Source organism: Hymenobacter qilianensis, from assembly GCF_014638675.1.
Classification (GTDB): domain Bacteria; phylum Bacteroidota; class Bacteroidia; order Cytophagales; family Hymenobacteraceae; genus Hymenobacter; species Hymenobacter qilianensis.
On the sequence record NZ_BMFN01000003.1, the window covers coordinates 13,683 to 37,956 of the forward strand.

Below are 24,274 nucleotides of genomic sequence, written 5' to 3' on the forward strand. Positions count from 1 at the left end.
GTTGTATGGTCATGGTTGGGGGAGGTGTTATTTGGTTGTAAGGGGGGCAAAAATCGCCCTATAAAGCGCTGGGGGGCGTTTTAGAAAAAAAATAGAAATATTGCTTGTATTTGAAATCCCTGTATATTAGAGCCAGTCAATAACAACCTTTCTTCCCCCATAAACCCTTTTCCAATGAACAATTTTAGCAAGCTCAAGGACCTAGTAATGTCGCTCGAGGGTGACTTCGACAAGTTTTACGATAAGCAGAACTCAGCCGCCGGTACCCGTGTGCGCAAGGGAATGCAGGAGTTGAAGAACATGGCCCAAGAGATCCGCACCGAAGTGCAGAACATGAAGAACACTGGCGGCGAAGCTGCCGGCGCTAAATCTGCTCCAGCTGCTAAGAAAGCTGCTCCAGCCGCTGCCAAAAAAGCCGCTCCAGCAAAGAAGAAGTAATTCACGGCCCTATGCGGAGTTTTTAGATTCCGCCTATTCCGTGAACCTTGCTACTGCTAAAAAGCCCCCCAGGGATTTTCTGGGGGGCTTTTTTTATTGATTGTAAGGATTCTGGCGAAACGCCAAGAGACAGCATTAGGTGGTGTATGCAACAGTTCAGATATTGCGGCACTGTCCCATTGATTCAGCTACTTCATTATGCCCACTAAACGCACTTATTATCTGTGGATGGCTGCCTGGGCGCTGTTCTACGCTGGTGTGCTGCCTTATGCCGTGCCGATGTTCCTCCACTGGCTTAGCAGCCCTTCCGACTGGTGGCTGGGCTGGGGAATAGCAGGGCTTTCGGTACTGGCTGTAGGCGTAGCTTTCTCCATGTATCAGGCCGCACGGGGCCTTGTCCGCTTCTTATCCCATTCATCTTCTACTCCACCATCTTCATTTAATGACCGATCTTCTACAAAATTCTAACCGTCGCTGGCTGAAGCCTATCGTTTTTGGCAGCTTATTATTAGTAGCAACTATTGCCGGGTGCAGTCTGATTAAAGTAGAGCGCATCGACGCGGGCAACGTGGGCATTAAAGTAAACCTGGCGGGCTCCTCGCGCGGCGTTGACGATATTACGTACACCACCGGCTGGGTATTCTACACGCCGCTGAGCACAGCCGTGTATGAGTTTCCGGTGTACACCCAGCACAAGGAGTACGAGGAGTTTGAGGTGCAGAGCAAGGACGGCTCGGGCTTTGGGGTGGCACCCAGCCTCAACTATTTTATTCAGTCGGATAAGGTGGACGACATCTTCCGCCAGTACCGGCGCCCGCTGCCCGATATTGAGGACGGATTCCTTAAAACGGCCGTGTACGAAGCCTACCGCGTAGCTACCAACCGCTACACGGCCGATAGCCTGATCAGCAACCGGGGCAGCTACGAGGCGCAGGTGAAGGCCAACCTCGTCGGTCAGCTCCAGACCATGGGCTTCACCGTGCAGCAAATCACCACCAAGCTGGAGCCGCCGGCCAGCCTGAAAGCCGCCATCGACGCGAAAAACACCGCCGTACAAACCGGCCTGCAAACCGAAAACCGCATTCGGCAGGCCGAAGCCCAGGCGCGCATCAACATTGCGGAGGCCGAGGGCCGGGCCAAATCGATTCGCATTGCGGCCGACGCGCAGGCGTATGCCAACGAAAAGCAGCAACAGTCGCTGACGCCGCTGCTCGTGCAAATGCGCTGGATTGAAGCCTGGGAAAAGGGTGGAAGCGCCGTACCGGCCTATACCTCAGGTAGCGGCGGCAGCGGCAGCCAGTTTTTGCTACAGCTTCCTGCCGGCGCGGTAGGCAAATAATCCATGTTTATTGTTCTGTAAAAAAGCCCCCCAGACATGATCTGGGGGGCTTTTTCGTACTCATAGAATGAATTCTTTTATCTGCCTGCTCTAAAAGGGTGATGAAAGCAGAGCCTTAGACAAGCGAAATCAAGAAGTAATTTTTCTTGCCTTTCTGGGCCACCAGATACTTATCCTGGAGCAAAGGAAGCTCAGATACAGCTTGATCGGCGGCAGCCACTTTCTGACGGTTCAGGCTCACGCCACCGCCTTGAATCATCTTTTTAACCTCGCTTTTCGAAGGAAAAATCTGGTACTGGGTGGCTTCGCTGAGCAAATCAGCTACCAGCAAGCTGCCAGCTTGCTCGCGCGGCACTTCAAGGCGCGGCACGCCGGCGAATACGTCGAGCAGCGTAGCTTCGTCGAGGCGTTGCAGATCTTCGAGGTCGCCTTTGCCAAACAGAATCTCAGAAGCAGCTACCGCTGCTTCATACGCCTCGGCGGAGTGGACGCGGCTAGTGACGTCTTTGGCCAAGGCCTTCTGCAGAATGCGCTGGTGCGGAGCCGGCGCGTGTTGGGCTTCCAGATCCAGAATTTCGGCCTCGCTGAGTAAGGTGAACACCCGGATTAGGCGGCTGGCGTCGGCGTCGGCAGCGTTGAGCCAGAACTGGTAGAACTGGTAGGGCGAAGTCATTTGGGGCGAAAGCCACACGTTGCCGCCCTCCGACTTGCCAAACTTGGTGCCGTCGGCCTTCGTGACCAGCGGGCAGGTAAGAGCGAACGCCTTGCCGCCGTCGAGGCGCCGGATAAGCTCGGTGCCCGTCGTGATGTTGCCCCACTGGTCGGAGCCGCCCATTTGCAGGGTGCAGTTCAGCGTTTTATAAAGATGACTAAAGTCGTAGCCTTGCAGGAGCTGGTAGCTGAACTCCGTGTAAGATAGGCCTTCTGCACGTTGCTCGCCTTCCGCCTCGGGAGTTCCCAAACGGCGCTTAACCGAATCCTTAGCCATCATGTAGTTTACCGTAATGTGCTTGCCTACATCACGCAGAAACTCCAGGAAGCCAAATTCCTTAAACCAGTCGTAATTATTGACCACGACAGCGCCAGTCGGGCCGTCATTAAACTCTAGAAACCGCTCTAATTGAGCCCTAATGCCAGCCTGGTTTATACGCAGTGTTTCCTCATCCAGCAGGTTGCGCTCCGACGACTTCATAGAGGGGTCGCCGATCATGCCGGTGGCGCCGCCTACCAGTGCTACCGGCCGGTGGCCCGACCGCTGCAAATGCACGAGCAGCATGATAGTGGCCAGGTTGCCAATGTGCAGGGAAGCGGCCGTGGGGTCGAAGCCGATGTAGCCGCTGATGGGCTGATGTTCGGCCAGATGCTCTGCCGTGCCAGGCATGGTATCGTGCAGCATTCCGCGCCAGCGGAGTTCGTCGAGTAAATTCAAAGCAAGAAGAAGTTTTGACTGTTAACTGTTGAATGACGACCGTGAGCCCACATTCAACCATTTCTGCGGCAAAGGTAAGCGGTGAGGCGCGTCGTAGCTTTACCTTTGCCTGGCTTAGGAAGAAAAGTATCCAGGCAATATTTCAACTCAACGCTTTACCGAAGTGCCCAACTTCAGCCCCGACGAGATTCTGAAGCAGCTCCAGCAACGGCAGTTTGCGCCCATCTATTTCCTGCAAGGGGAGGAGCCGTACTACATCGATCTGATTGCCGACATCATTGAGAAAAGCGTGATGCCGGAGCATGAGCGCGGCTTCAATCAGGTGGTGCTTTATGGCAAGGATGTGGATATAGCCACTATTCTGGGGCAGGCGCGGCGCTTTCCGATGATGGCGGAGCGCTCGGTGGTCATTGTGAAGGAAGCGCAGTCGGTGGCCGACCTGGAGCGGGAGAGTAGCTATCCGTTTTTTGAGGCGTACCTGAAAAATCCGCTGGCCAGCACGGTGCTGGTGTTTTGCTATAAGCACAAAACGCTGGACGGCCGCAAGGCGCTGTCCAAAGCTATGACCAAGCACGCGGCCGTGCTGACCAGCAAAAAGCTTTACGACAACCAGGTAGCACCCTGGCTGACGGGCTACGTGCGCAGCAAGCAGCAGCAAATTGCCCCCCAGGCCGTGGCGATGCTCAGCGAGTATATCGGTCCCGACCTAGGCCGGCTGACAAATGAAATAGATAAGCTGCTGCTCAACGTGAAGCCCGGCCAGGCCATCGATGAGGACCTGGTGCAGCGCCTGGTGGGCATTAGCAAAGACTACAACATCTTTGAGCTACAGCGCGCCCTGGTGCAGCGCGATGTGCTTAAGGCCAATCGGATACTGCATTACTTCGAAGCTAACCCGAAGGCTAATCCCATTATCCCGAACCTTACCTTGCTCTTCGGCTTTTTTACCAAGCTGCTCGTGCTGCACCAGATCGGCAGCCCCTCCGATGCTGACTTCAAAAAACTGGGCATGGTGAACAGCTTCCAGCAGAAAGATGCGCAGCTGGCCATGCGCAACTACAGCTTTCAGCGCACCCGCGACATCATTCACTTGCTGCGCCGCGCCGATGCGCAGAGCAAGGGTATCGAGTCGGGCTCGATGACGGAAGGGGAGATTTTGCGCGAGCTGGTATTCCTGATGCTGCACCCCGTGCCGCTGAGTGCCATAGCGGGCTAAGCATTTAATAACTACGTCATTGGCCAGTTATTAGTCCGCTGTTCAGTTTAAACCTTAGATTTGCCCCCCAACGAGTTAGCCTCAAGGGAACAACCGTTTTTTATTTAGCCCAACATTTATAATTAGGTATTTGCGTGGAGAAGCTACCGTGTATCCTTTTAGTTGATGATGACCCGATTAACAACTTTCTTAATCAACGACTACTGGAAGATTTAGCCATTGCTGACCAGCTAATGGTGGCGCTGAATGGTCAGGAAGCCTTTGCTTTATTGGATCAGCAATGCCCTGATGCCGCCTGTCCGGCCCTGATTCTGCTTGACGTGAATATGCCCGTGATGAATGGGTTCGAATTTCTGTTTTCCTATCAGCAGTTGCCGCTGGCTCGCAAAGAGGCCATCGTCATCATTATGCTCACCACGTCGGTGAACTCTCAGGACGTGGAGCGCGGACAGCAGCTTCATGTAGCCGACTTTCTGACCAAGCCGCTAACCAAGGAAAAAGTGAGGGAAATGCTCAGGAAACACTTTGGGTGGCAGCTGACTGAAGGCGAAATGAAACACATAAGCTAAACAATTGGCTTGTCGATTGCCATAGTATACTTTCTGGCCTTGTAAGCGTATTGGTGGCTGCAACGGCGAGCATTTTACTAGTTGTTTACTTCTTGTATTGTGAATCGGAACTCACTTTTTGGTCTGTTAGGAATTACGCTGCTTACATTTTTAGGGGCCTTTATACTAGGACGATGGACGCGGCCGGCGCCCTTATACAGCGCGAGTCAGGCAGCAGGGGCGTCCGGTTCAGCATTTACAACGGAGCAGTCGAACGCAATGAATGCAGACGCGGAATCGGACAGGCTGCTGGCGGCCATGCGAACTGCAGCCTACCAGGAAGAAGCCATTGAAGAATACCTGGCGCTCAACGCGCCAACCGCTTCAGTCAAGTTGAGGGCCGATACTAAAGCCCGCTCGAAAGAGATATCTAGGAAGTTTGCTCCCGCATCGGCTGCCTCATCTGATACGGCGCTGCTGGCCTCCGCCGCGTCGGCCGGAGCGGCTGATACGGCCCCTGATTCGGCATTGGCTACTGAAAGCATCACGCCCAAAACGGTGGTAGCCAAAGACGTTGTGGCTATAGAGGAGCGCCAGAACTATGCTGCCCAGTTGCCCAAGGAACTGCTGCAAAAAGGCATGGAAGCCACGATCAACGTGGTAGGGGAACAAGCCGACGTAATTATTATGTCGTCGCGATCCTTTGATGCTCAGAGCAAGGATACGGTAATCAAACAGGTATGCATCGAGCTCAAAGCCCTTGGTTTTAAGCGCGTGCACATCACTGATGGTGGCGACTACACCATGCATTTTGGCTTGTAAAAAAGCCCCCCAGCCGGCTCAGTAGCCTTTATGCCTTGCCCTGTATGCAGGAGCAGCCTTGCTGGCCTGATCTAAAGCCGTGCTATTCTGTAGGCAGCTTACTAGTGCGGCGGTATTATACCAAAAAAGCCCCCCAGCGCGTTGCCAAGCTGTGAGAATGCCTTTTCTGTGCAACCTCCACCACTTTTTCGCTACTTTTGGCCACTCCCGGGCCCGCAGCGCCCTTTCTTGTAACGCCCCGCAATGAAGTTATTTCCCCGCTTGGCGCTGGCCGCCACGCTTAGCACGGCGGCCCCACTGGTGGCCGCAGCCCAGCAAACCCAGGTTTTTGCCGCCGACGAGCGTCATTTCCAGGAAGGCCTTGAACTCTTCGACCGTGGCAAGTACGGCGCCGCGCAACAGTCTTTCCAGCGCTACCTCGACCTTACCCAGCGCCGCACCGGCGAACAGCGCGACCGCACCACCGACGCCGAATACTACTACGCCGTGTCGGGCCTCTACCTGTTTCACCCCGACGCCGAAGACCGGATTCTAGCCTTCGCGGCCAACAATCCGGCCCACCCGAAGGCAGCGGAGGCCTTTTTTCAGCTCGGTAAATTCTATTTCGACAAGAAGAATTACGCCAAAGCCGCTGAGTACATGCAGCGCGTGGGACCCGATAACCTGACGCTGGAGCAGCGTGAAGAATCGGAGTTTAAACTGGCCTACAGCTACTTCGCTCAGAAGGAATTCGATAAGGCACGTTTGCTGTTCGACCGCACCAAGCAAGGCAGCTCCGAGTATCGCTACGCCAGCAGCTACTACGCGGGCTATCTGGCATTCCGGGCGGGCGATTTTGCCGGTGCCCGCCGCGATTTGGCCGTGGCCGAGGAAAGCGACGGCTACCGCCTCGTAGTGCCCGCCGTCATGACGCAGATTTATTACAAGGAAGGCGACTTCGAGGGTCTGATTGCCTATGGATCGAAGGCATTGGCGCAAACCCCGCCGCCCCAGGGCGCCGATGAAATTCAGCTGCTCGTAGGCGATGCTTACTACCAGAAAAGCGACTTCCAGAGTGCGGCCGAGTACTTCAACCGCTACGCGGCCGGCCGCAAGAAGATGGACCCGACGGTGCAGTACAAAATCGGGTACGCCAACTATAAGATGGGCGACTTCAAGGGTGCGGTAAACAGCCTGAAGGGAGTAGCCGCCCGCAAGGACTCGCTGGGCCAGAACGCGGCCTATCATATGGGTCTGAGCTACTTGCAGCTCAAGCAGAATCAGCCTGCCCTGAATGCCTTCGACGCGGCCCGCAATGCCACCTTCGACCGCAACATCACAGAGAATGCCACCATCAAATACGCTCAGGTAAACTACCAGCTGGGTAATGGTCGGGAAGTAATTGCCTCATTAAAGGATTTCAACAAGAAGTTTCCCGGCTCCAAAAATGCGGCTGCCGCCGATGATATTCTGAGTGAAAGCTTTCTGAACTCATCCGACTACGCGCAGGCCATTTCTTACCTCGAAGGCCTGGATAACCGGAGCAGCCGCCTGAACGCTACCTATCAGCGCGTAACGTACTTGCAAGCGGCCACGCTGTACAACAACAGCAAGTTCAACGAGGCACTGCCGTTGCTGGACAAGTCGCTGAAATACCCCCAGGACGACGCCCTGCGGGCCGCCGCTCAGGTGCTGCGCGGTGAGATTTACAGTATCGGGCAGAAATATCCGGAAGCCATTCAGAGCTATACCGCAGCGGCCCGCACGGCCCGTTCCGGCAGCGCGGCCGAAACGGACTTCGACCAGAAAGCCCGCTATGGCCTCGGCTATGCTTATTACAACACCAAGCAGTATGATCGGGCGCGGCCGCAGTTTCAAGCGTATCTGAAGGATGCCGAAACCCGCCAGCCGGCCAATGACCCCAACTATTACGACGTAACCCTGCGCTTGGCCGATACTTATTATGTGGCCAAAGACTACAAGCAGGCCCTGACTGGCTACGACAAGGTTATTGCTTCCAATGCGCCCGACAAGGATTACGCTTATTACCAAAAGAGCGTAACACTGGGCTTATTAGGTCGCCAAGGTGAAGCTACCAATACGTTGAATACCCTGCTCAAAACTGCCCCCCAGTCGCGCTACGCCGACAATGCCGTATTTCAGCAGGCGCAGTTTGAGTTTGAGGCTGGTAATTTTCAGCCCGCCGTTGATGGCTTTTCGCGCCTGATTCGGGCTCGGCCTAACAGCGCCCTGATTCCGCAGGCCTTACAGAAGCGTGGCGTAGCGTACGCCAACCTCAATCAGCATGATAAGGCCGTGGCTGACTTTCGCCAGGTATTGGAGCGGTATCCGCGCACCAAATCGGCAACCAATGCGCTATCGGGCTTGCAAGAAAGCTTAGCCGCGTTGGGTAAGACCGAAGAATTTGACCAGGCGCTTGGACAATACAAGCAGCAAAACCCACAGAGTGGTGCTACTGAAAGTGTAGAGTTCGAAGCAGCCAAATCACTTTACACCGCTGAGAAGTACGCGCAGGCAATTCCGAGGCTGGAAGCTTACCTCAAGCAATATCCCAACACGTCCTTGGCCGCCGATGGCCGCTATTTCCTCAGTGACTCTTACCTGAAAACGGGTAAGCAAACCGAGGGCCTAGCTGGGTTGAAAAATGTGGTAACGGAAGGCAAGAGCGAGTTTGTCAACCGCGCCGCAGGTCGGGTTGCCGACTTGGAGTATGCCAATAAGAACTACCCGGAGGCCATCAAATACTACATTCGTTTGCGAGAAGTATCGCAGAACAAGCGGGAAGTAGCTGATGCAGGCATTGGGCTGATGCGGAGCTACTACGAAAGTGGTGACTACGACGGCACCCGCCGCGTGGCTCAGGATCTACGGGCGTTGGGTAGTGCTTCGCTGAACGCGACCAATGCGGCACTGCTTTATTTGGGCAAAGCCAGCTACAAAGCTGGCAACCTGGACCAAGCCATTCCCGAGCTGACTACCGCAGCCAGCACGGCCACAGATGAAAATGGCGCAGAGGCGCAATACCTTTTGGCCCAGGTATTATTCGACCAGAAGAAATACCCTGAGGCCTTGGATGCGGCCTACAAAACCAACGCCTCCAAATATGAGCTGTGGCAGGGTCGGGGCTTTCTACTTATCGCCGATATCTACGCATTGCAGGGTGATAATTTCCAGGCACGTGCCACGCTGAATTCCATCATCGACAACAAATTCCCGGTGGCGGAAATCATCGAAGGCGCTAAGCAGCGACTAGCTGCTCTGCCCGCCGATGGCGCTGCACCGGCGCCTGCAACGAGTGGTGCCAAGCCTACAAGCACATCGCCGGCGGGCACCAAAACAACTCCTGCCAAACCAGCTTCGCCAGCCGCTCGTCGGGCTGCTGCGCGTCAGGCTTTGCAGCCTACTCAGACTCAGCCAACCGATACTACAACTTCCCCAGTACCCGTAGAAGAATAGGGCGACTCTGTTTTGCTGAAATAATAAATAACTGATTAATAAATGGTTGAATAAGCTGATTTAAATCTAAGCTTATATTAAACCCAACTCCGTTGCTATGATGCTTCGCTCGCCTTATTCCCTGGCTCTGGTCACATTGCTGGCCGTGGCCGCGCCCCGCTATTCGTGGGCACAGCAGCGGCCGGGGGGCAAAATTGAAGACGCTGAAATTGAAATTGTAAAGGAGCGCGTGAACGAGCTGCCCGAGGCGACGCGCAACTTTGATAAGATCAAAGTAGAGGCACCAACCCCGCAGGCACAAACGGTACAGTTCACTTATCCCGACTTTCGGCTGCCTGCCGACCGCCTCAATCCGTCGGTGCGCGTTCTCACGATCAAACAGGAAGAATTAGCCCCCCAGACCGGCAACTACCTGAAGGGCGCGCTGGGCAACTACGGGACCATCTACGGCAAGGCTTACCTGCATAACACGCGCAATGAGGCCGCTTCCTATGGCCTCGATTTTAGCCACATTTCTTCTTCACGCGGACCCGTTGACCGTAAGAACTCCAGCCTCAGCCAGACCAGCCTGGGGCTGAATGGCGAAACCTACAGTGGTACTGCTGCCTTGGGCGCCAAGCTAGATTTGGGGCGGGAGCGGTATAATTTTTACGGCTACAACCGTGAGACCCAGAATTTGCCCCCCGATGTCGATGACATCAAGCAAGTGTTCACCCGCGCCGCCGCGAAGGTATATGCCCGCAACCGCGCCGCCGATGCGGCTTTTCAGTACGACTTTGGCGTAGGCTTTAACTATTGGAAAGATCGGTTTGCGGCTAGCGAAAGCAACTTCAATGCGTCGCTCCGCTCAGGCTATGCGTTGGGTGAGAAAGGTCGAATCGCATTGAATGGTGATGTATCCCTGATATCGCAAAAGGACGAGTTGACTACTACTAGTCGGCCATTCGTACAGTTCACGCCGGCTTTTGAAGCCGATCTGAACCGGTTGGCCGTATCGGTGGGCGCTACCCTGGGCTACACCGGTGACACCATTGGTACAGCTTCGCAGTTCAATGTGTATCCGGCAATTCGCTTGGGCTACACCGTGGCCGAGGATAAATTTGTGGTGTTTGGCGGACTGGGAGGGGCATTGCAGCGCGTGACTATGTACGATCTGACCACCGAAAACCCCTGGCTGGCTCCTAACCAGCGCGTGGCCGATACGCACCGGGGGCCAACTATTTACGGAGGCTTTACGGCGACACCTGCTCGGGGTCTGTCAGTAAGTGCCAAAGTAACGGCCGCTAACGACCGCAACTTGTATTTCTACGCTAACAGCCCTACCGATACCTCTCGTTTTGACTTAGTGTACGACCGCAAGTCAACACAATTGCTTAATGTGCACGGGGAAGTGATTTATAATGCTGCTGAGCAATTTCGGTTGGGCGTAAAGGCTGATTACAATGGCTATAACACCAAGACCTTGGCTGAAGCTTTTCACCGGCCTGCTTTCCAGTCGGTGCTGTTCGGAACTCACAACGTTGGCGATAAACTGTTGCTAGGGGCGGAGTTATATACGTATAGCTCTAGTTTCGGAGTAGGCTATAAGGCCGGCGGCATTGCTGATGACTTGGTGCAGGTGGTGCGTCCTACGGACACAGTGGTAGATTTGAACCTGCGTGGCGATTATCGTTTCTCAGAAAATCTGTCAATCTTTGCTTTAGGCAACAATTTGCTGGGCCGCAAGTACGAGCGTTTCCTGAACTACCCGGTGAAGGGCATCAACGTACTGGCGGGCGTGACCTATGATTTTTAATTTTTTACTGCGCTGATGCACTTGTAAATAGTAGGATATTCCGAAGCTTACTTCCGATAAGTAAGCTGTTTACAGCCTTAACGCAGCAAAGATTAACGCACCACAAACACAACCGACCTTGCCGATTTCCAACCATATTCTCAGCTTACTTCGGGACCACGACTGCGTGATTATTCCCGGTTTCGGCGGCCTTATCGCCGATTATGCGCCGGCCCGGATTCATCCGGTGCGCCACACGCTGACTCCACCAACCAAAACCGTCGCCTTCAATGGTGCTCTGACCCGCAACGATGGCTTGCTGGTTGATGCCCTGAGTCATGCGCTGCATGTGCCCGCTTCGGAAGCCCGTCAGATGGTGCGCAACGCGGTGGCTAATCTGCAGGCTGAGTTGGAAAGCGCCCAGCGCACGGAACTGCCGGGCATTGGAGTATTTCGCCGGGCTGCTGGAAGAGGATTGGAGTTTGAATACACGGGCACCCAAAATCTGCTCTCGGCCAGTTATGGACTACCCGAATTAGTATCGCGGCCAGTGCGGGCAACGGATGCCTTGCTGGCTCGCGAGCGGCAGCCTACGGCGCCCCAGCTCACCGTCGCGGGTCGTTCACGGAGGGCAGCTCGGGTGTTCAACGTTGCCGCCGCCACCGTACTTACCGGTCTGATGTTATCGGCTGGTTACTTGTTTGCTCTGCGCCTGGGCCACTTGCCTGATAGCTTCAGGGCGGTGCCGGCCTCGTGGGTGGCCCAAGAGCAGAAAATGCCCCCCAGCACTATTAAACCGCAATCCAGAGCCACGCAGCAGGCTACGTTGGCCAACCATGGCTGGAGCGAAGAATTCGTGCCCGACGGTGCAGCCGATTCAACCGAACCGGTTGCCGTTGTGACTCCCGAAACTGCTGACTGGGATAAGAATCAGCCAACCAATACGCCTGCCTCCACTTCAGATACTGTAGAGAAGCCCATTGCCGAGGCTAGTGCAAAACCTTCTGCAAAGCCAGCAATTCCAGTAAAGCCGACAGAAGTAGTTAAACCGTTAGCCTCCTCGGCACCGGCTGTTGCTCCTGCGCCAGCAGTAAAAGCGGCTGCAACGGCGACGCCGGCTACAGCAGCCTCGACTCCAACAATTAAAACCCGGACAGGTCGTTTCTACGTGGTAGCCGGCAGCTTTGACACTCCTCGGAGCGTGGAAAAAGCACGGGCCGCTTTAGCCCGCAAAAACCGTCCTGCGCAGATATTGTGGCCCGTGCGTGCGACGCGCGCATCCGCTGGCAGCCGTTTTTACCGCCTCACTGTAGGCGAATTTGCCGACCGCGCTTCCGCCGACCGCAGCCTTTCTCAATTACGCAAACAATACGGCTCATCACTCTGGGTTCTTAAGTACTAAAATGACATCGTTGCTCCTGCAAATTACCACCACTGCTCCCCTTGATACTGCGGCTGTTGCCGCCAATGCTGCGGCCAACGCGGCTGCCCCCGAACTGTCCCTGATTGATTTGGTGCTGCAGGGTGGGTGGGTAATGATTCCCATTTTTATTCTCTTCTCGATCTCTGTTTTTATTATTCTGGAGCGTTACATCACCATTCGCAAAGCCACCAGCAACCCTGATTCCTTCATGGGGGGCATTCGGGGGCTGATGGTGAAAGGTGACTTGCAGGGGGCAAAAATGCTGTGCGCGCAAAATGCTTCGCCCTTAGCTCGCATGATTGAGAAGGGTATTCGCCGCATTGGCTTGCCCCTGAAAGACATCGAAACCAGTGTCGAGAACGTCGGTAAAATCGAGATTGCTCGTTTAGAGAAGAACATCAGCATCTTGGGTATCATCGCTGGTATTGCACCCATGCTTGGTTTCGTGGGTACCATTATCGGTGTAATCAAAATTTTCTACGCCATCAGCACCACCGGCGACTTCGGTATCGCCCAGATTTCGGGCGGCTTGTATACTAAAATGGTAACCTCAGCGGCTGGTCTTATCGTCGGCATCATTGCCCACGTTGGCTATCACTGGCTCAGCATCATGGTTGAGCGCCTGGTTTTCCGCATGGAAAACTCGGCCATTGAGTTCATGGACATCCTGCAGGATAATTAAAAATAAATGGTTGAAGGGTGAATGGCTGGGCGTTACACGACTTGCCATAACATGCAGCTATTTAACCATTCAGCCATCTAACAATTAAAAATGGATTTAAGCCGCCGCCGCAAGCTTTCCTCGCACGTCGAGACTAGCTCGATGAACGACATCATGTTCTTCCTGATGCTGTTCTTTTTGATTGTGAGTACGATGGTAAATCCCAACGTGATTAAGCTGCTTCTGCCTAATGCCCGCTCAGGCAAGGCCGTGATGAAAGAGACAATCAATATCTCCGTTGATGCCGCTGGGCAGTACTTCCTAGATCGTCAGCCTGTAACTTCAACCGATTTGGAATCGGCCCTTAGCAAGCGCATAACTGGTCTCGATCAGCCTACAGTGGTCTTGCGCGTCGATGCATCTTTGAACGTGCAGAAGCTGGTAGATATTCTCGAAATCGGCAACCGGCTGAAAGTGAAAATGGTGATGGCCACGCAGGCACAGCAAAGCGCCGCGCGCGGGTAGGAACGCGCCCTTTATGGTTTGCGTTGAACAACTCGATACTTAATTATAGATAACTCATGGCACTCGATTACCGCGAACATCACCGCCGGGAGGCGCTAGTCGGGACGGTGATCGTTCATGTCTTGCTGTTATTGCTGTTCATATTTACCGTTTTCAAGGGGCCAGATCCGCCCTTAACGGAAATGGGTGGTGGTGGTGTTGAGCTGAACTATGGCGTGGATGAAGCCGGCTATGGCGATATCCAAACGCTGGCCCAGGCCAATAACTCACGCAATACCGAGGACAGCCGCCCCCCGGCTCGTAACCCTGATCCGCAGCCCACACCACAGCCAGCGCGGGCTGCAGCCCCCACGCCGCCCGATGCCGCGGAGGAAAAAATAGTGACTAGTGAGGCGGAGGAAAGCCCCGTCAAAATTTCACCAGTAGAGCGTCCTACGCCGCCCAAGCCGGTTGTACGAGAAACGCCACCCGTAGAAAAGCCAGAGCCGGTGAAGGAAGTTGTGCGCGAAGCTCCTCCTGCCCCCAAACCCCGCACTTTATATACGCCCAAGGGCAGCGATGATGGCGGTGGCAATGGTTCTGCCGGTACGAGCAATACACCCACTGGCAACAATAACGGCGACCGCCCCGGCGCGACAGGCGACCAGGGCAATCCTAAAGGCAGCCTTGATGCCCGCGCCCTCTACGGTACGCCCGGCAGTGGCGGTGGCGATGGTGGCGGCTCGGGGGGCGGCAGCGGCTCCGGTGACGGCTTCGGCAACGGTGGCTGGGCATTTGCCAACAAGCCGCAGCCGCCGCTCGTCGATAATCAGGGTGGTTATTTGCGTTTTAAGATTACAATTGACGGAGAAGGCGAGATTATTTCGGTTGGTAAAGTTGCCGGCACCATGTCAGCAGCCCAGGTGCAGGCTTGCATCAAAACGATTCGCGAGCAGTTCTCCTTCCGCAAAACGCGCCCTGATCCGGGTGGGGGCGTAGGGTATATTACCTTTCGGTTCCGCCTGGAATAGTTAGCTATTTTCTTCATTCACGTAGCCGCCAGTCGGATTTATCCGGCCGGCGGTTTTCTTTTGCGCTCACATCAGCGCTCATTAGCAAAATAATTGAGCAGGGTTCGACCTACTTATTGATTCTACTTCCCATGACTTACGCCGAAACGTTGGCTTACCTGTACGAGCAACTGCCTATGTTTCAGCGGGTAGGAGCAGCAGGCTATAAGGAAGGATTGGGGAATACGGAAGTACTGGCTGAGGCCCTTGGTCACCCGGAGCGTCGCTTTCGTAGCGTGCACGTAGCCGGTACCAACGGTAAGGGGAGTAGCTCCCACATGCTGGCGGCTGTGTTGCAGGCGGCGGGATATAAAGTAGGCTTGTACACTTCACCTCATCTGCGTGAGTTCACGGAGCGCATCAAAATCAATGGCCAGGAATTGCCCCCCAGCTATCTGGTGGCATTTGTGGAGCAATGGCGTCCGTTGTTTGAGGAAGTAAAGCCGTCCTTTTTTGAGATGTGCGTGGCGTTGGCTTTCCAATATTTTGCCGAAGAGAAAGTAGATATCGCCATCGTGGAAGTGGGCTTGGGCGGCCGGCTGGATTCCACTAACATCATTACGCCACTGGTTTCGCTGATCACCAACATCAGCTTCGATCATCAGGCGTTGCTGGGAGACACGCTGCCGCTCATCGCTGCTGAGAAAGCCGGAATAATCAAGCCGGGCGTGCCCGTTGTTATTAGCCAGACGCAGCCGGAAGTAGCTGCTGTTTTTGAGGAAAAAGCCCACCGACTGGCCGCGCCCCTGACGTTTGCCGACCAGCAATATCAAGTTGAAAAAAATGCCCCCCAGTCATCGGATACGGAAACACAGCGCTTTACTATAAAGCTACATGAACTTCCAGTACTGAATGAGCTTGAGATAGGTTTGCTGGGTGAATATCAGCGGTTTAATTTACCTGGCGTGTTAGCCGTTTTAGCCGATTTGCAACGGCAGGGATTCCAAATTCCTGAGTCAGCAGTGCGTCAGGGATTGAGCCAAGTGAGCCAGCTTACGGGGCTTCGAGGGCGCTGGAGTATTATCGGGCGCCGCCCGTTGGTGGTATGCGATACAGCCCATAATGAGGCAGGGTTACGCCTGGTAACTGCCCAACTGGCACAACTCAAGTACCATCAGCTGCACGTAGTGTTGGGTGTAGTAAACGATAAGGACGTGACCAAAATGCTCACGCTTTTGCCCCCCACGGCCACCTATTATTTCTGCCAGGCAAGCATTCCGCGTGCTTTGCCCGCCGCTGAACTAGCGGAGCGGGCTGCCGTAGTTGGGCTCCGGGGGGCAATTTATGGACCTGTAGCAGCGGCGGTGAAAGCTGCCCGCGCTGCTGCAGGGCCGGATGATGTGGTTTTTATCGGTGGAAGTACCTTTGTGGTAGCTGAGGTCGAGGAGCTTTACGGATAGGAATGGGGCTTAGTGGTGTGATTAATCACCATCTCAATCCGTCTGACATGCAGAGCGGTAGCGAAGCATCTCGCGTGTTTAGTAGGAGTACTAATTAAACGACCGCGAGCAAGATGGTTCGCCTCGGCTCTGCATGACAGTCAATTCTCCCTGAGGGATTAATAAGATAAATAATCAAATAAATGAGTCGAGTGAAACTTGTACGCTTCGCCCACAACGCGGAGCGGACCGATATTGTAGAGCCGGGCAAATCCAACTATGAGCAGTTGGGGGGGCGCTGGCATCAGGATTTCTTTCAGAATGATAACCCCATTACGCTGGAAATGGGCTGCGGCAAGGGTGACTACACGGTGGGCCTGGCCGCTCGCTACCCGGAGCGCAACTTTTTGGGTCTTGACATCAAGGGCGACCGAATCTGGCGGGGCAGTACCCGCGCCGAGGAATTGGGCCTGACGAACGTAGGTTTTTTGCGCACGCGGGCCGAGTCGCTGAATGCGCATTTTGCCCCCCAGGAGCTAGCCGAGATATGGGTCACCTTCCCCGACCCGCGACCCCGCGACCGGGATATCAAGCGCCGCCTCACGTCGCCGCGCTTCCTCAATTTGTATCAGGAAATAGTGCGCACGGGAGGGCTTGTTCACCTCAAAACGGACGATACGCCGCTGTATGAATACACACTTGAAACGCTGCAAACCCGTCCGGGAGCCCGTATTTTAGCCCATACCGCCGATATTTACGCCACGCCTGAGCTGCTGCCCCACGCCGAAGATATCCAAACCCATTACGAGCGTCGATTTCGCGGCGAGGGCATCGCTATCAAGTACATTCAGTTTACGCTGAGTTAAAGTCGATTTATGTCCGCTGCGCGCCCTATACCTATCGAAACCCTGCCTTTATTTTCCATCCTGGATGAGAAGCTGCTGTCGTTTCTTAAAGGTTTGGACCCCGCAGAGTGGGAGCTACAAACTTTGGCACCGCAATGGAAGGTGATGGACGTGGCTTTGCACTTGCTGGCTGGCAACCTACAAACGCTATCCATGCTGCGCGACGGCTACTTTGGGGTGACGCCTGCCGATCCGAACAGCTACGAAGGTATCGTGCGGTTTCTGAACGAGCTGAATGCTGATTGGATAAAAGCCACCCGGCGGCTGAGTCCGCGCATTGTGCTAGAGCTGTTGGAGTCGACGGGGAGCGAGTATACAGCCTTTTTACATACGTTAGACCCTTGGGAGCCGGCCGCTTTTGCCGTGGGCTGGGCCGGGGAGCAAACCTCGCTCAACTGGTTTCACATTGCCCGCGACTACACTGAAAAGTGGCACCACCAGCAGCAAATCCGCCAGGCCGTGGGGCGGGGCGAAGACGAATTAGTAGCGCCGGAATTGTATCAGCCCTTTCTGGCTACCTGCATTCGGGCGCTGCCGCACCACTACCGTCAGCTGGCCGCTGAGCCTGGGCATGCGCTGCAATTCACGGTAACGGGCGCGGGCGGCGGCACCTGGTTTCTGGTGTACAGCAGCGGTGGGCAGTGGGAATTACAGGAAAGCGCGACGGGTGCTGTCGAGGCAGTAGTTACCATTGATGGCGCCGTAGCTTGGCGCTTATTTACCAAAAGTCTGCCGCGCACCCAGGCCGCAGCCCATATACAGGTAACGGGCGACGAACGCTTGGGTGAGCAGGTGTATAACTTAGTAACGGTGATGGGCTAAAAAAGCCCCCCAGCTATTCCGCCTCCAACGCTTCAAAGACCGCTTCTAATTCCTCAAAATCACGCAGGCCCGGCTTGATTTCGTTGCCACCTTCCAGGATAAGGCCAGCTGGGTGAATGGCGTTGAGCAAACCGGCTACATTGTCGGCGGTAATGGCGCCGCTGAGCCACAAAGGGAACTGCGTCGCTGCTTCGGCCAGGGCTTCCTGCCGCGCCTCAGGCAAGTCGTCAATATTCAAGGAGGCGGCCACGCCCAGGCCAGCGGGAAAAATCGGGCTGTACTGAAGCAGCATCTCGTTTCTCAGACTATTGGAAGTGATGAGAAAGAGGGGCGCGTGCAGCAGCGCCGGTACCGAGAGCGGCGCTTCGGGCCGTTGGTGCAGCAGTACTCGCTGTAGGCCGCACTCTTCTACCAGTCGGTTGATTTCGGATACGGGCATCTCGTCAAACTCCCCAATCAGCTCCACACCGGCTACCCAGCCGGCCAGCTCGCGTACGGTAGCAGCATCAACAGCGCCGGGCAGGGCAGGGTCTAGGGTGAAAATCAGGCCGTCGGCGCCCATGCCGGCGCAATAGCGGGCGTCGGAAAGGTTATTGATGCCGCGCACCAGCACGGAAGTAAGCAGAGCCATAATTAGAATAATAGAAGTCCGGCGGGAAGGCAGATCTGGGATTGACGAAGCGCGAAAGTAAGGAATATGAGCTATTGCAGCGCCCGGCATGTACTTTGTACAGCTTAATAGGCGAGTGCTGAACCGTAGGTCGGTGCCAGCTGTTATCTTTGCCATCGCGGCCGGAGCCTTGACCTCACGGGCGCTTCTCTATGACTGAAAATACTTCCTCAACGCCGTCCCCACGCGGGCGCGTTCTCGTCGCTATGAGCGGCGGCATCGACTCATCTGTAGCAGCTGTGCTCTTGCACGAGCAAGGCTATGAAGTGGTGGGCATGACCATGAAAACCTGGGATTACGCCTCGGCGGGCGGCTCCAAAAAAGAAACCGGCTGCTGCTCCCTCGACTCCATCAACGACGCTCGGCAGATTGCCGTTGAGCTCGGCTTTCCCCACTTCATCATCGACATTCGGGACGAGTTTGGTGACTTCGTCATCAATAACTTCACCGACGAATACCTGGCCGGCCGCACGCCTAATCCGTGCGTACTGTGCAACACACACATCAAGTGGGACGCGCTGTTGCGCCGCGCCGATCAGCTGGGTTGTCAGTTTATTGCCACGGGTCATTACGCCAACATACGCCAGGAAAACGGTCGTTATGTGGTGAGCAAAGGCCTGGATGAGAATAAAGACCAGTCGTATGCCCTCTGGGGCGTGTCGCAGGAAAGCTTGGCGCGGACGCTGTTTCCGCTGGGCGGCATGCGCAAAACCGAGATTTACGACGAGGCGCGCCGGCGCGGTTTCACAGAACTGGTTAACAAGCCCGAGAGCTACGAAATCTGCTTTATCCCTGACAACGACTACCGCGGCTTTTTGAAGCGGCGCGTGGAAGGATTGGAGGCGCGCGTGGCTGGGGGGCAATTTGTACTGCGCGATGGCACGGTGGTGGGTACGCACGAGGGCTACCCGTTCTATACGATTGGGCAGCGCAAGGGGCTCGGTATTGCTTTGGGTTTTCCGGCCTACGTCACCGAAATTCGCCCCGACTCCAACCAGGTTGTGCTCGGTAACTTCGACGATCTGGCCAGCACCACGACTGTAGTTGGCAAGCTGAATATGGGCAAGTATGCTTCGCTGGTAGGTATGGGTTTGGTGCCTTCCACCACCAAGATTCGCTATAACCACGACGGTGCCGCCGCCTTCCTCGAACAGATTGGCGACAAAGTATATGCTTATTTTGAGGAGCCTGTTCATGCTGTAACTCCCGGTCAGGCCGCCGTTTTTTACGAAGGCAATGATGTGCTGGGTGGCGGCTGGATTGAGCGCCACGTGATATCTGATCCTACTTCTCAGGCTGAGGCGCTTGCCGGTTCGGCCCTATAATTCTGCTTTTGCATGAGCCACTTCTATCGTTCGCGTTTCTTTAAATTATCTAGGAGTAGACGCGCTTTCATAGCTGGTTTGCTGGCGCTAGGAGTGGCGGGGGCCTGCACCCGCGAAACAGAACCCGGCCCCGACATGGGCCTGGAGTATTATCCGGTGGAGGTGGGAGCGTACCGGATTTATGCAGTGGTAGATTCCATTTATCAGAATAACACGGGCACGGCTACCCGCTTTCAGTTTCGGGAGCGGATAGACGAAACGTTTATTGATGCCGCCGGCGACTCCGTCTACCGGGTGGTGCGGTCGCGCCGTACTACTCCCGCCGCGGCCTGGCGCGACGACAGCGTATTTATTATCAAGACCACCCCGAACACGCTGCTGCTTACCCGTAGCAACCGCCGGACCGTAGAACTAGTATTTCCGGTGCGCACGGGCCGTAAATGGAACTCCAACGCCTACAATTCTGGCGATACGATTACGGCTGAAAAACGGGGCTACGACCGGGTTGGCGAGCCTTTTGAGTTAGCGACTTCTGCCCAGCCCCAGCGCTACGAGCAGACCGTTACGACCGCCGACACAACTGCCTACGATCTGTTTAACCTTAATATTCAACGCCAGGTGTATGCCCGCGAAGTGGGCCCTATCCATCGCTGGCGTCGTCGCTACCAATATGGTTGCCCACCCGGCTCACCCGCCGATTGCTCTTTAGTACCCGGCTACCGACTGGCAGGCAGCTCCCGGGTCGAGGTGTTGATCGAGGCTGGAAAACTGTAGCCATTGGCAGGGTGAAAATAACGTTTGAAGCAACGCCCGATAATGGTAGATTTTATAACTACCGTTGTCGGGCGCTGTTACATATAGGTTGAACTGCTGAGGGGCTTTTTACCGCCCCCGATCATGCAACGACTTCGCCGGCATCCGTGTTATTGTCCTACTACATGCAGTTAGGCTTTGTAGGATATTAGTACAGTTTTCAGCATGTGCTGTATGTGGTCTGGGGGGCTTTTTTCTGCTAGCCAGCCGTTGATTTGTTTCTTTTTCTGCTTCTTTTCCGCGCCATTAATGCGACTTTCACTGCTTGTCTTATTCTGGATGGGGCTCAGTAGCCACCTGAGTAGTGCTAATACCCCATCGGGTCCTGCCGGTCCGCCGCAGGTAACGGCCGTGGTGGGTAGGCACTTGGTTTTCTTTCGGGATAAAGCCAATTCTCCTTATAGCATCACGCAGCCGCAAGCGTATTTATCGGCCCGCGCCATTACGCGCCGTACGCGCCAGAATATTGCTATTCAGCCCCGCGATTTGCCCGTCAATCCTGCTTATGTAACCCAGCTGAAGGCAGTGCCGGGCGTGCAGGTGTGGTATACATCGCGCTGGTTTAATGCCGCCGTGGTGGTCTGCGACTCCGCCACGCTGGCTTCCCTTCGCAAGCTTCCTTCGGTGCAGGGCACCCAAACCCTTATTCGGACGCAGGCAGCCGCCGCCGCGCCCATAGCGGCCAATCCGCCGGCTACGGTGCCGCCCGCAACTCCTACGGCGCCGGGGCGTCCTACTTACGGGCCAGCATACGGGCAAGCCCAGATGCTGGGGGCCGTGGCCATGCACGACGCTGGTTTTCGGGGGGAGGGTATCCAGATTGCCGTATTCGACGGTGGCTTTTCGGGCGTTGACCGCCTACCGGCTTTTGCCCCTCTGTTCGAAGAAAAGCGCCTGCTCAGTACATATAACTTCGTAGAAAATAATACGTCGGTGTACGGCCGTAATGAGCACGGAACCCAGTGCTTATCAACGATGGGCGCCAACCAGCCCGGCTTCTTTGTGGGCACGGCTCCTAAGGCCAGCTACCATTTATTGGTTACGGAAGATGTAAAATCAGAGCACCAGGTGGAGGAAGCTAACTGGCTGCTCGCGGCCGAGTACGCCGACTCGGTGGGCGTGGACATTATCAGCTCTTCCCTGGGCTACAACGACTTCGATCAGCCCTCACCTGACTATACCTACTCCGATTTGAACGGCCGCACGGCCCTTTCGTCGCGGGCGGCTACGGTGGCGGCACGCGTGGGGATGCTGGTGGTAAACAGCGCCGGCAATGAAGGCAGCAGCCCCTGGCGCTACGTGAACGCTCCCGCCGACGCAGATTCCATTCTTACAGTTGGCGCTGTCGATTCGGTGCTGCTCCAGCGGGCCGTATTCAGCTCGGTTGGGCCTACGGCCGACGGGCGCATAAAGCCCGCGCTGGCGGCACAAGGGCGAGCTTCGGCTGTGCTGACGGCCGGGGGTACGGTGGTGAATGGCAACGGAACTTCCTACGCTTGTCCTACGCTGGCGGGCCTGGCGGCGGGCTTTTGGCAAGCCAATCCTACGCTTACGGCGCAGCAGGTAATTGCCACGTTGCAGCGCTCCGGCTCCCAAGCCGCCCGCCCCGATAATGAGCTGGGCTACGGCATTCCTGATTTTAGTCGGGCTCAAACCCTTGCCGCCGGCACTCTGCTGCCCGTGGCCGCGCCAACTCCCGCTCCAGGCCAGCTGGCCGTTTACCCCAACCCAACGCGCGATGATGGATTGTTCTTACAGCTCACGCCCGAGTTCCAGAAGGTAGCACTGGTAGTGCGCCTGATCGATGCTCGTGGACGCGTGGTGGTAGAGCAAAAAGTGCCCGCGACCTCCGCTCAGCAGGTAGAACTGCGGCCGGGTATGCTGGCGAAAGGCACCTATACCTGCTCCGTGAGTGCAGGCCGGGTGCGCCGCACTGTGCGTTTCGTGAAGCTTTAAATTCTTTCTCCAAAAAAAGCCCCCCAGCAACGGTTTTTCCGGCCTGGGGGGCTTTTTTGTGGACTTTTGTTTGCAGTAAAACTGTTATTCTTACCTCAATAGTAGTATTCACTTTCCAACGTTTTTGCTGTGCTTCAACTCATGATTACCAAGCGCATCGGGCGCCGGCAGTTTCACTTCACCGTGCAGGGAGGCAACTTCCACGACGTGGTGTCCGAGTACGACCGCCTGAGTTTCGCCGATGTGCCTGCCTGTGGCCTCTGCGGCTCCGATAACCTCGATCTTACCTCCCGCGTGGCTCAGGATAAATTTAAATACACATCCGTCAAATGCCTCGACTGCCGCGGCGACGTGACCTTCGGCAAAACTCAAAAAGACGACCAAACCGTGTTCCTACGCCGCCGCGAGAATGGCGAATTAGACTGGCAGCCCTGGAAGAAAGGGGAGAAGTAAGGTTGATAAAGAGTATAGTTTGAACGTAGCTCGAAGCATTTGCTTCGAGCTTCTTTTTTGTGCGCTTGTACTTATGTGTTTATCTACTTAAACAAGGCGGTCATGCAGAGGCGGAGCCGAAGCATCTCGCGTGCTAGGGATTATTAATCTAACAGCGCGAGCGAGATGCTTCGCTGCCGCTCTGCATGACGTTCGTGGAGGTTTGTTTTAATAAGGTGATTTGGTTCAAGCTCTGAGTCAATCGACAACATAACCGAACAAAAAGAAAAATTTCCGAGTTAAAGGGAAAATATTCCTAACTTTGGAATAACACCAAGAACTACTTCGATCATGAGCAGCATAGCAACAACTCGCAAAGCAGGCGGAATCGTCAGCCTTCCCATGGCTGGGTCGGAGTTGACGGCGCTTAAGAAGGTGGTAAAAGATTCTTTCTCTTTGGTAATGGCTGCGCGGCAGGGCGTTTCGGCTGCTACGGCTATTGCTGTGGCTGGCTTGCTCCATCTGCACCCTGAGCAGTTGGCTGACATTCTCAACATCACAACCAAAACCTTGCGTACCTACCGCCAAGAGCAGAAAAACCTGAATCCCGCTCACAGCGAGCAGACTCTGAAGCTGCTGGCTTTGCATCTGCGCGGGCAGCAGGTATTTGGCGAAGCCGATGCCTTTGTGCGTTGGCTCGAAAAGCCTTCCTACGGCCTCGATGGGCAAGTGCCACTCACGTTGCTGGAAACCAGCGGTGGTATCGATCTGGTGTTGGAAGAGTTGGATCGGATTGCCTACGGCGACTTGGCTTAAACGCGCAGTAGGGTGGAAGTATACCGTATTTGCTTGGCGGAGTACGCACAGGATTTGTATGCCTCAGGCAACCGCGGACGCTGGAATTCCAAAGGTCATTTCGTGATTTATACGGCCAGTAGTCGGGCGCTGGCATGCCTGGAAAACGTGGTACACCGGGGCGGGGAAGGACTAAATCAGCGGTTCAAGGTGATAGTCATTCAGATTCCCGATGACTTAACCGTGGAGACCATTGCGCTGGAAAAATTGCCCCCCAACTGGCACAAAACCCGCAACTACTCCCTTTGTCAGCCCTTGGGCGACGCGTGGTATGAAGGCAAGACGGCACCTGTGCTGCGGGTGCCGTCTTCTATTATTGCCAGCGAGTTCAACTACATTCTGCACGCCCGCCACCCCGACTTTGCCCGGATCCGCATCAGCAGTCGCGAGGAGTTTGCCTTCGACCCACGGATTAAAGCGGAAAATCAGGAATAATC

The 24,274-nt window shown here is 55.3% G+C and carries 22 protein-coding genes and 1 pseudogene; 21 read left to right on the forward strand and 2 right to left on the reverse strand.

Annotated features, from left to right (window positions below):
* Positions 1–174: 174 nt before the first annotated feature.
* The 3 genes and pseudogenes from IEW06_RS20935 to IEW06_RS14670 all read left to right on the forward strand — a co-directional run.
* A pseudogene (locus IEW06_RS20935) lies at positions 175–345 on the forward strand (BF3379 family histone-like protein); the annotation flags it as partial.
* A gap of 291 nt (positions 346–636) precedes the next feature.
* The gene (locus IEW06_RS14665) at positions 637–906 is read left to right on the forward strand and encodes a hypothetical protein (protein ID WP_187732040.1); all 270 of its coding nucleotides are present in this window, start codon (positions 637–639) and stop codon (positions 904–906) included.
* Positions 881–1,777 carry a prohibitin family protein gene (locus IEW06_RS14670; protein ID WP_187732039.1) on the forward strand — a complete coding sequence of 299 codons (897 nt, stop codon included), beginning with the start codon at positions 881–883 and terminating at the stop codon, positions 1,775–1,777. Before IEW06_RS14665 ends, IEW06_RS14670 begins: the two co-directional genes overlap by 26 nt.
* A gap of 115 nt (positions 1,778–1,892) precedes the next feature.
* Here the strand turns inward: IEW06_RS14670 and tyrS are convergent, their stop codons facing one another.
* Entirely contained in the window at positions 1,893–3,206 is a 1,314-nt protein-coding gene (gene tyrS / locus IEW06_RS14675) for a tyrosine--tRNA ligase (protein WP_187732038.1), read from the reverse strand.
* A 163-nt stretch (positions 3,207–3,369) separates the two neighbouring features.
* On the opposite strand from tyrS, the gene holA reads away from it, so the two are divergent.
* From holA to IEW06_RS14735, 12 genes are all read left to right on the forward strand, one after another.
* Complete coding sequence (gene holA, locus IEW06_RS14680) at positions 3,370–4,422, forward strand: DNA polymerase III subunit delta (protein ID WP_187732037.1); 1,053 nt, start codon at positions 3,370–3,372, stop codon at positions 4,420–4,422.
* A gap of 134 nt (positions 4,423–4,556) precedes the next feature.
* The gene (locus tag IEW06_RS14685; protein ID WP_187732036.1) at positions 4,557–4,991 is read left to right on the forward strand and encodes a response regulator; all 435 of its coding nucleotides are present in this window, start codon (positions 4,557–4,559) and stop codon (positions 4,989–4,991) included.
* A gap of 297 nt (positions 4,992–5,288) precedes the next feature.
* Positions 5,289–5,792 carry a hypothetical protein gene (locus tag IEW06_RS14690; RefSeq protein WP_188548506.1) on the forward strand — a complete coding sequence of 168 codons (504 nt, stop codon included), beginning with the start codon at positions 5,289–5,291 and terminating at the stop codon, positions 5,790–5,792.
* 243 nt (positions 5,793–6,035) lie between these two features.
* On the forward strand, positions 6,036–9,248 hold the full coding sequence (locus tag IEW06_RS14695; protein ID WP_187732034.1) for a tetratricopeptide repeat protein: 3,213 nt from the start codon (positions 6,036–6,038) through the stop codon (positions 9,246–9,248).
* A 97-nt stretch (positions 9,249–9,345) separates the two neighbouring features.
* Positions 9,346–11,043, forward strand: a complete 1,698-nt coding sequence (locus tag IEW06_RS14700) for a TonB-dependent receptor (protein WP_187732033.1) — start codon at positions 9,346–9,348, stop codon at positions 11,041–11,043.
* 118 nt (positions 11,044–11,161) lie between these two features.
* Complete coding sequence (locus tag IEW06_RS14705) at positions 11,162–12,424, forward strand: HU domain-containing protein (protein WP_188548507.1); 1,263 nt, start codon at positions 11,162–11,164, stop codon at positions 12,422–12,424.
* A gap of 1 nt (position 12,425) precedes the next feature.
* Positions 12,426–13,127 (forward strand): MotA/TolQ/ExbB proton channel family protein, encoded by a 702-nt coding sequence (locus tag IEW06_RS14710; RefSeq protein ID WP_084447443.1) that lies wholly within the window; start codon positions 12,426–12,428, stop codon positions 13,125–13,127.
* Positions 13,128–13,217: 90 nt separating this feature from the next.
* Positions 13,218–13,631, forward strand: a complete 414-nt coding sequence (locus IEW06_RS14715; RefSeq protein WP_187732030.1) for an ExbD/TolR family protein — start codon at positions 13,218–13,220, stop codon at positions 13,629–13,631.
* 56 nt (positions 13,632–13,687) lie between these two features.
* On the forward strand, positions 13,688–14,641 hold the full coding sequence (locus IEW06_RS14720; protein ID WP_188548508.1) for a hypothetical protein: 954 nt from the start codon (positions 13,688–13,690) through the stop codon (positions 14,639–14,641).
* 131 nt (positions 14,642–14,772) lie between these two features.
* The gene (locus IEW06_RS14725) at positions 14,773–16,080 is read left to right on the forward strand and encodes a bifunctional folylpolyglutamate synthase/dihydrofolate synthase (protein WP_188548509.1); all 1,308 of its coding nucleotides are present in this window, start codon (positions 14,773–14,775) and stop codon (positions 16,078–16,080) included.
* 182 nt (positions 16,081–16,262) lie between these two features.
* Positions 16,263–16,925, forward strand: a complete 663-nt coding sequence (gene trmB, locus IEW06_RS14730; protein ID WP_188548510.1) for a tRNA (guanosine(46)-N7)-methyltransferase TrmB — start codon at positions 16,263–16,265, stop codon at positions 16,923–16,925.
* Positions 16,926–16,934: 9 nt separating this feature from the next.
* Positions 16,935–17,786: a maleylpyruvate isomerase N-terminal domain-containing protein gene (locus IEW06_RS14735; RefSeq protein WP_187732027.1), complete on the forward strand. Its 852-nt coding sequence runs from the start codon at positions 16,935–16,937 to the stop codon at positions 17,784–17,786.
* 13 nt (positions 17,787–17,799) lie between these two features.
* Here the strand turns inward: IEW06_RS14735 and IEW06_RS14740 are convergent, their stop codons facing one another.
* Positions 17,800–18,417 carry a beta/alpha barrel domain-containing protein gene (locus tag IEW06_RS14740; RefSeq protein WP_187732026.1) on the reverse strand — a complete coding sequence of 206 codons (618 nt, stop codon included), beginning with the start codon at positions 18,415–18,417 and terminating at the stop codon, positions 17,800–17,802.
* Between the two features lie 191 nt (positions 18,418–18,608).
* On the opposite strand from IEW06_RS14740, the gene mnmA reads away from it, so the two are divergent.
* The 6 genes from mnmA to IEW06_RS14770 all read left to right on the forward strand — a co-directional run bounded on the left by mnmA (position 18,609) and on the right by IEW06_RS14770 (position 24,272).
* Positions 18,609–19,781, forward strand: a complete 1,173-nt coding sequence (gene mnmA, locus IEW06_RS14745) for a tRNA 2-thiouridine(34) synthase MnmA (protein WP_187732025.1) — start codon at positions 18,609–18,611, stop codon at positions 19,779–19,781.
* 78 nt (positions 19,782–19,859) lie between these two features.
* On the forward strand, positions 19,860–20,555 hold the full coding sequence (locus IEW06_RS14750; protein WP_187732024.1) for a hypothetical protein: 696 nt from the start codon (positions 19,860–19,862) through the stop codon (positions 20,553–20,555).
* A 288-nt stretch (positions 20,556–20,843) separates the two neighbouring features.
* Positions 20,844–22,550, forward strand: coding sequence for a S8 family serine peptidase (locus IEW06_RS14755; protein WP_188548511.1), 1,707 nt, complete (start codon positions 20,844–20,846; stop codon positions 22,548–22,550).
* Positions 22,551–22,691: 141 nt separating this feature from the next.
* Positions 22,692–23,003, forward strand: a complete 312-nt coding sequence (locus IEW06_RS14760; RefSeq protein ID WP_084447429.1) for a hypothetical protein — start codon at positions 22,692–22,694, stop codon at positions 23,001–23,003.
* Positions 23,004–23,333: 330 nt separating this feature from the next.
* Positions 23,334–23,798 carry an Xre family toxin-antitoxin system antitoxin gene (locus IEW06_RS14765; RefSeq protein WP_223284536.1) on the forward strand — a complete coding sequence of 155 codons (465 nt, stop codon included), beginning with the start codon at positions 23,334–23,336 and terminating at the stop codon, positions 23,796–23,798.
* Between the two features lie 12 nt (positions 23,799–23,810).
* The gene (locus IEW06_RS14770) at positions 23,811–24,272 is read left to right on the forward strand and encodes an RES family NAD+ phosphorylase (protein ID WP_187732022.1); all 462 of its coding nucleotides are present in this window, start codon (positions 23,811–23,813) and stop codon (positions 24,270–24,272) included.
* Positions 24,273–24,274 lie beyond the last annotated feature (2 nt).